This window comes from Brevundimonas kwangchunensis, assembly GCF_039523815.1.
In the GTDB taxonomy this organism is placed as follows: domain Bacteria; phylum Pseudomonadota; class Alphaproteobacteria; order Caulobacterales; family Caulobacteraceae; genus Brevundimonas; species Brevundimonas kwangchunensis.
This window is the reverse complement of sequence record NZ_BAAAGA010000002.1, coordinates 488,395-493,134: the sequence shown is the minus strand read 5'-3', so window position 1 is coordinate 493,134 and position 4,740 is coordinate 488,395. Positions and strand designations below refer to the sequence as shown.

Below are 4,740 nucleotides of genomic sequence, written 5' to 3'. Positions count from 1 at the left end.
GGGGCGTTGTTCCTTTTGGGTCTCCCCAGACCTATTCGGCCTGGAACCGCGTGGTGAAGGTCACGCGAGCGCCTTGGGCGGCGCCGTCGACCGTACGCGGCGAGAGCTGACCGCTGCGAGCCCCGCGAAGAGCCGCCTGGCCGAAGCCTGCACCGGCCGGGTCTTCCGACACGACGGAGCAGTTTTCGAGGCGACCAGCCGCCGAGGCGGTGCAGGTCAGGGTCACCGAACCGGACTCGATACCGCGCGACAGGGCGCGTTCCGGGAACTCACCGGCCGGACGACGCGACCAGCTCGGGTTGGTGATCACCGACGGACGCGGCGGAGCCGGAGGAGCCGGGGGCGGCGGCGGTCCGGGGACCACGACCGGAGGACCCGAGTACTCGACCCGTTCTTCCTTCGGCGTCGGCGCGATTGCGACCGGCGGCGGCGGAACGACCGAGGTCACCGGAGCGGGAACGCGAACCTGCAGCTTGGGCGGCGGGGGCGTGTCCGGCGGCGGCGGCGGCGGAGGCGGAGGCGGAGGCGGCGGAACCGGCTCGATGATCTCCACTTCGACCGCGTTGTCGGAGTACTGGCGTTGCTCGATCTCGAAGCGCGCCTTCATGAAGTAGAAGGCCATGATGGCGAACGCGAGAGAAACGACGGCCAGGCTGGCGATGATGACGCCCATGGGCGCCTTCTGCTTGGGCGGATCGTACCGTGAGCGGTGATATTCAACGTCTGTCATGATCTCACCGTCCTATTGCGACGCCGTGTCTTCGCCGACCAGGGCCACGGAATAGAAGCCGTTGTCCTGGAGCGAGTTCATGACCTGCATGAAGTCACCGTAGCGGGTCTGCTGGTCGGCGCGGATGAAGATCCGCTCGTCAGCCGGATTGCGCCGGCCGATCTGACCGGACAGCTCCGTGCCTACCGAGCCGATGTCCACCGCGAAGTCACCGATGTAGACCCGACCATCGTTCTGGATCGAGACGTAGATCGGCACCGGCGGGTTTTCCTGGGCTTCTGCGACCGCACGGGGAAGTTTCACCTCCACCGACACGGTGGCGAGCGGAGCCGCCACCATGAAGATGATGAGCAGAACCAGCATGATATCAACGAAAGGCGTAACGTTGATTTCCGAGTTCTGCTCAATGGCGTACTTGCCGCCGCCGCCAGTCGAAAGTTTGGCGGCCATCCGGGTTACGCCCCCTTGTCGAGGTTACGCGAGATCGCGTTCATCAGCTCGGCGTTGAAGCCGTCCGAACGGGTGCCGTAGGCGGCGATGCGCGTGTTGAAGTAGTTGAAGAAGATAACGGCCGGGATAGCGGCGAACAGACCGATACCGGTGGCCAGCAGGGCCTCGGCGATACCCGGAGCCACGACGGCCAGGTTGGTCGTGTTGGTGTTCGCGATACCGATGAACGAACGCATGATGCCGTACACGGTGCCGAACAGACCGATGAACGGGCCGGTCGAACCCACCGAAGCCAGGAACTGCTGGCCGCCCGAGAGACGCTTGGCCAGACCCGACTGAACGGCGGCGACGGCGGTCTGGGCGCGGTAGAGCGCCGAGTCGGCGTGCTCACCGGTCACCGACAGGCCAGCCTGACGCGACAGTTCGATTTCGTCGGTCGCCGCAGCGGCCATGTCGGCCAGCGGGTTGCCTTCGAACTCGTCCGACGTCGCAACCTTGCGCATGTCGGCGATGGTGCGGGTGCCGCGGAACGACTCGAGGAAGACGTCGGTCTTGCGGTTCAGGGCGCCGAACTCGAACAGCTTGATCAGCAGCAGGGTCCACGAGAAGACCGAGGCCAGAACCAGGCCGATCATGACGATCTTAACGACGATGTCCGCGTCCATGAACATGGTCGAGACGGTCAGTTCGCCGTGGTGATCACCGCCGACCTGGGCGGGTTCAGCGGCGTCGGCGGCGGGGGCGGCGTCGGCGGCCGGAGCGGCCGTGGTCGCAGCGGCATCAGCCGGGGCGGCGGTGGTCGCAGCCGGAGCAGCCGGAGCGGCGGCGTCCTGGGCAAGGACCGGCGTACCAGCCATCAGGACGGCGGCGCCGGCCATGGCCAGGAGGATGTTGGTCTTCTTGATATCGAGCATAATTCGCCAGTTCCTGCTTTTTGGTCTGACAGTGGAACCCTAGAGAACCGACGCTGTCAGGCGCCGATCCTCGATGAAATGTTCGTCCGCAGCATCGAGGTTCTTGGAACCTGATCCTGTGGAACGCCTCCTGACGCTTCCGGTTGCCGAGGCCACCGGGGCGGTTCGATGCACTTGAGGAAACCGTTTTCCTCACCCACATCGACCGCTCGTTAAAGAAAGCGGTCAAGCTCCTTTGGCGAACGCGTACCAGAGCGTCAAGTGCGCAACGGCGCTTTTCCCCCCGTGGGAGAACAAGCGTGTTCGATGCCGAGGATTCCGGCCGAAAGCGACATTTTCATGATACCCGAACGCCACCGTCCGGTGACGGGTCAGGGGGCGATGGTGCCTGGGGGCGGATTCGAACCACCGACACGCGGATTTTCAATCCGCTGCTCTACCAACTGAGCTACCCAGGCAAGCGCCCCGCCTCGCGGGAGCGGCGTCTATAGGCGAGGCGGATTTACCTGTCCAGCGCCCAATTCAGTCTTCTTCGCGGTCGCCCGCCGGTGGCTCGTCGTTCCCGCCCGGTATGGCGTAGCCGCCCGTGAACCAACGCTGCAGGTCCACGTCGGCGCACCGCTTCGAGCAGAACGGCTTGTACTTCGGATCCGTCTCGTTCTGACGGCAGATGGGACAGGTCGCCATCGCTTACTCCTCGATCTCGATCGCCGCGCGTGGCCCCAGCCTCGCGACCAGAGGCGCCGCCAGATCCGCGACGTCCGCTGGACATTTCTCCACGATCCGCGGCGACGCCGTGTCCGACAGCAGCGCGTGACGCAGCCCGCGGACCACATCCTGGGCCCGGTGCGCGACCATACGCCGCCCGTCCGTGCCGGTGAAAATCTCCTCGACCGGCGTTCGCCCCCAGGGCAGCGCCAGTTGCAGGACCCCGAACCGGTTGATCGGCCCGACAGACGCCGTCTTGCCGAACGCCGCCTTCGCCGTGGCCAGAATCGGCGGCCCGTCCAGATTCGTCCCGATCAGGTCGATGGCCACCAGCCCGCCCCAGCGCTTCAACCCGATCAGACGCGCCGCCTGCGCCAGCCCCTGCCGGTTCGCCCGGTCCCGCGCCTTCATTCCCGTGGCCACGCCTTGCACAGCCGCAAAATCAAGATCGACGGTCACCATCGCCCGGGTCCGCTCGACCATCAGATCCAGCCCGGTGTCGCGAAACACCTCGCCGGGTAAGCCTGCCTCTTCCTCGGCGTCCCAACTGGCCTGGATCGCCTCCAGCCCCGTCACCGGCTCAACGCCGGCCGTTAGAATCGCCAGCGTCTCCTTCACCCCCGGCCCCGGAGACAGCAGGCGCGGCGCCCCCTGCCCCGGTCCGATCAGCTTCAGCGCAGGCCCCTTGCCCCGCCGCGGCTCGGCGACGACCTCGACCTCGACCTTGTCCCCGACCGCGGCCTTCCCCTCGCCCTTCAGCGGAAGGAAGCCGAACCCCGCGACGCCCGGATCGACGCCCAGATCGACGAACGCCCCCTTCAGCGACGGCTCCACCGAGGCCACGCGCCCGACCGACCGCGCGCCCAGCCGATGCGGCTGCATGTCGTCCTCGCGCTCGATCAGCAGATGTTCGAACCGGCCGTCCCGCATGACGACGCCGCGAATCTCGCCCGGCGTCTCGTCCAGGAAGGCCTCGACGGTCACGGCCTGTAGCCCGCGCCGGTCAGCAGGTTCACGCTTTCATACAGGGGCAGGCCCATCACGGCCGGATAGCTGCCCACCAGCCGCGTCACGAAGGCCCCGGCCCGGCCCTGGATGCCATAGCCCCCGGCCTTGCCCTTCCATTCGCCCGAGGCGACGTAGGTTTCGATCTCGGCGTCGGACAGCACCTTGAAGGTCACGCGGGTCTCCACGACCCGATGGCGCACCTGACCGCCCGCGGCCACGGCGACACCGGTATAGACGCGATGCCCCCGGCCCGAGAGCAACTTCAGGAACCGCACTGCCTCGGCCTCGTCGGCGGCCTTCTCCAGAAAGCGCCGGCCCACCGACACCACCGTATCGGCCGCCAGCACCACGGCGTCAGGCGCGCGCTCGGCCACGACGCCCGCCTTGCCGATGGCCAGCCGTGCGGCCAGCCGCGGCGGCGTCTCGCCCTTCAGCGGGGTCTCGTCGATATCGGCGGGTTCGATTCGGTCGGGCGTGATCCCGACCAGCGCCAGCAACTCCACGCGGCGCGGGCTGGCTGAAGCCAGCACAAGCTCAGGATGGCTCATTCGAGCCCGCCCTTACTTGAAGCGGTAGGTGATGCGACCCTTGGTCAGATCGTACGGCGTCATCTCGACCAGCACCTTGTCGCCGGCCAGCACGCGGATGCGGTTCTTGCGCATCTTGCCCGCGGTGTGGGCGATGATCTCGTGGTCGTTCTCGAGCGTCACGCGGAACGTCGCGTTCGGCAGCAGTTCGCTGACGACGCCGGGAAACTCGAGCAGTTCTTCCTTAGCCATGCGGCCTCTCACGCCCGGTGAATACAGATAGACGACGCACGCCGGGCGGCCGCGCACATCGAAGGTGCGGCCATATGCATGAAAACGCGCCGTTAGTCGAGTTCGGAGGTCTCCTCCCCGTTGCGAAGCGATGGGGAGGTGGCGCGGCGCA

7 protein-coding genes and 1 tRNA gene are annotated in these 4,740 nt (G+C 66.9%); all 8 read right to left on the bottom strand.

What is annotated here, in order from left to right; translation table 11 throughout:
- Window positions 1-31 precede the first annotated feature (31 nt).
- A complete protein-coding gene (locus tag ABDZ95_RS07440) occupies window positions 32-730 on the bottom strand; it encodes an energy transducer TonB family protein (protein WP_343792239.1) in 699 nt (232 codons plus the stop codon).
- 12 nt (window positions 731-742) lie between these two features.
- On the bottom strand, window positions 743-1,180 hold the full coding sequence (locus ABDZ95_RS07435) for a biopolymer transporter ExbD (RefSeq protein WP_343792237.1): 438 nt from the start codon (window positions 1,178-1,180) through the stop codon (window positions 743-745).
- 5 nt (window positions 1,181-1,185) lie between these two features.
- Complete coding sequence (locus ABDZ95_RS07430; RefSeq protein ID WP_343792235.1) at window positions 1,186-2,094, bottom strand: MotA/TolQ/ExbB proton channel family protein; 909 nt, start codon at window positions 2,092-2,094, stop codon at window positions 1,186-1,188.
- A gap of 382 nt (window positions 2,095-2,476) precedes the next feature.
- A tRNA-Phe gene (locus ABDZ95_RS07425) sits at window positions 2,477-2,552 on the bottom strand.
- Window positions 2,553-2,616: 64 nt separating this feature from the next.
- Window positions 2,617-2,781, bottom strand: a complete 165-nt coding sequence (locus tag ABDZ95_RS07420; protein WP_343792233.1) for a DNA gyrase inhibitor YacG — start codon at window positions 2,779-2,781, stop codon at window positions 2,617-2,619.
- 3 nt (window positions 2,782-2,784) lie between these two features.
- Complete coding sequence (locus tag ABDZ95_RS07415; protein WP_343792231.1) at window positions 2,785-3,786, bottom strand: RNA-binding protein; 1,002 nt, start codon at window positions 3,784-3,786, stop codon at window positions 2,785-2,787.
- Entirely contained in the window at window positions 3,783-4,358 is a 576-nt protein-coding gene (locus ABDZ95_RS07410; protein ID WP_343792229.1) for a Maf family protein, read from the bottom strand. Before ABDZ95_RS07410 ends, ABDZ95_RS07415 begins: the two co-directional genes overlap by 4 nt.
- A 12-nt stretch (window positions 4,359-4,370) precedes the next feature.
- Complete coding sequence (gene infA, locus ABDZ95_RS07405) at window positions 4,371-4,589, bottom strand: translation initiation factor IF-1 (protein ID WP_003164348.1); 219 nt, start codon at window positions 4,587-4,589, stop codon at window positions 4,371-4,373.
- Window positions 4,590-4,740 lie beyond the last annotated feature (151 nt).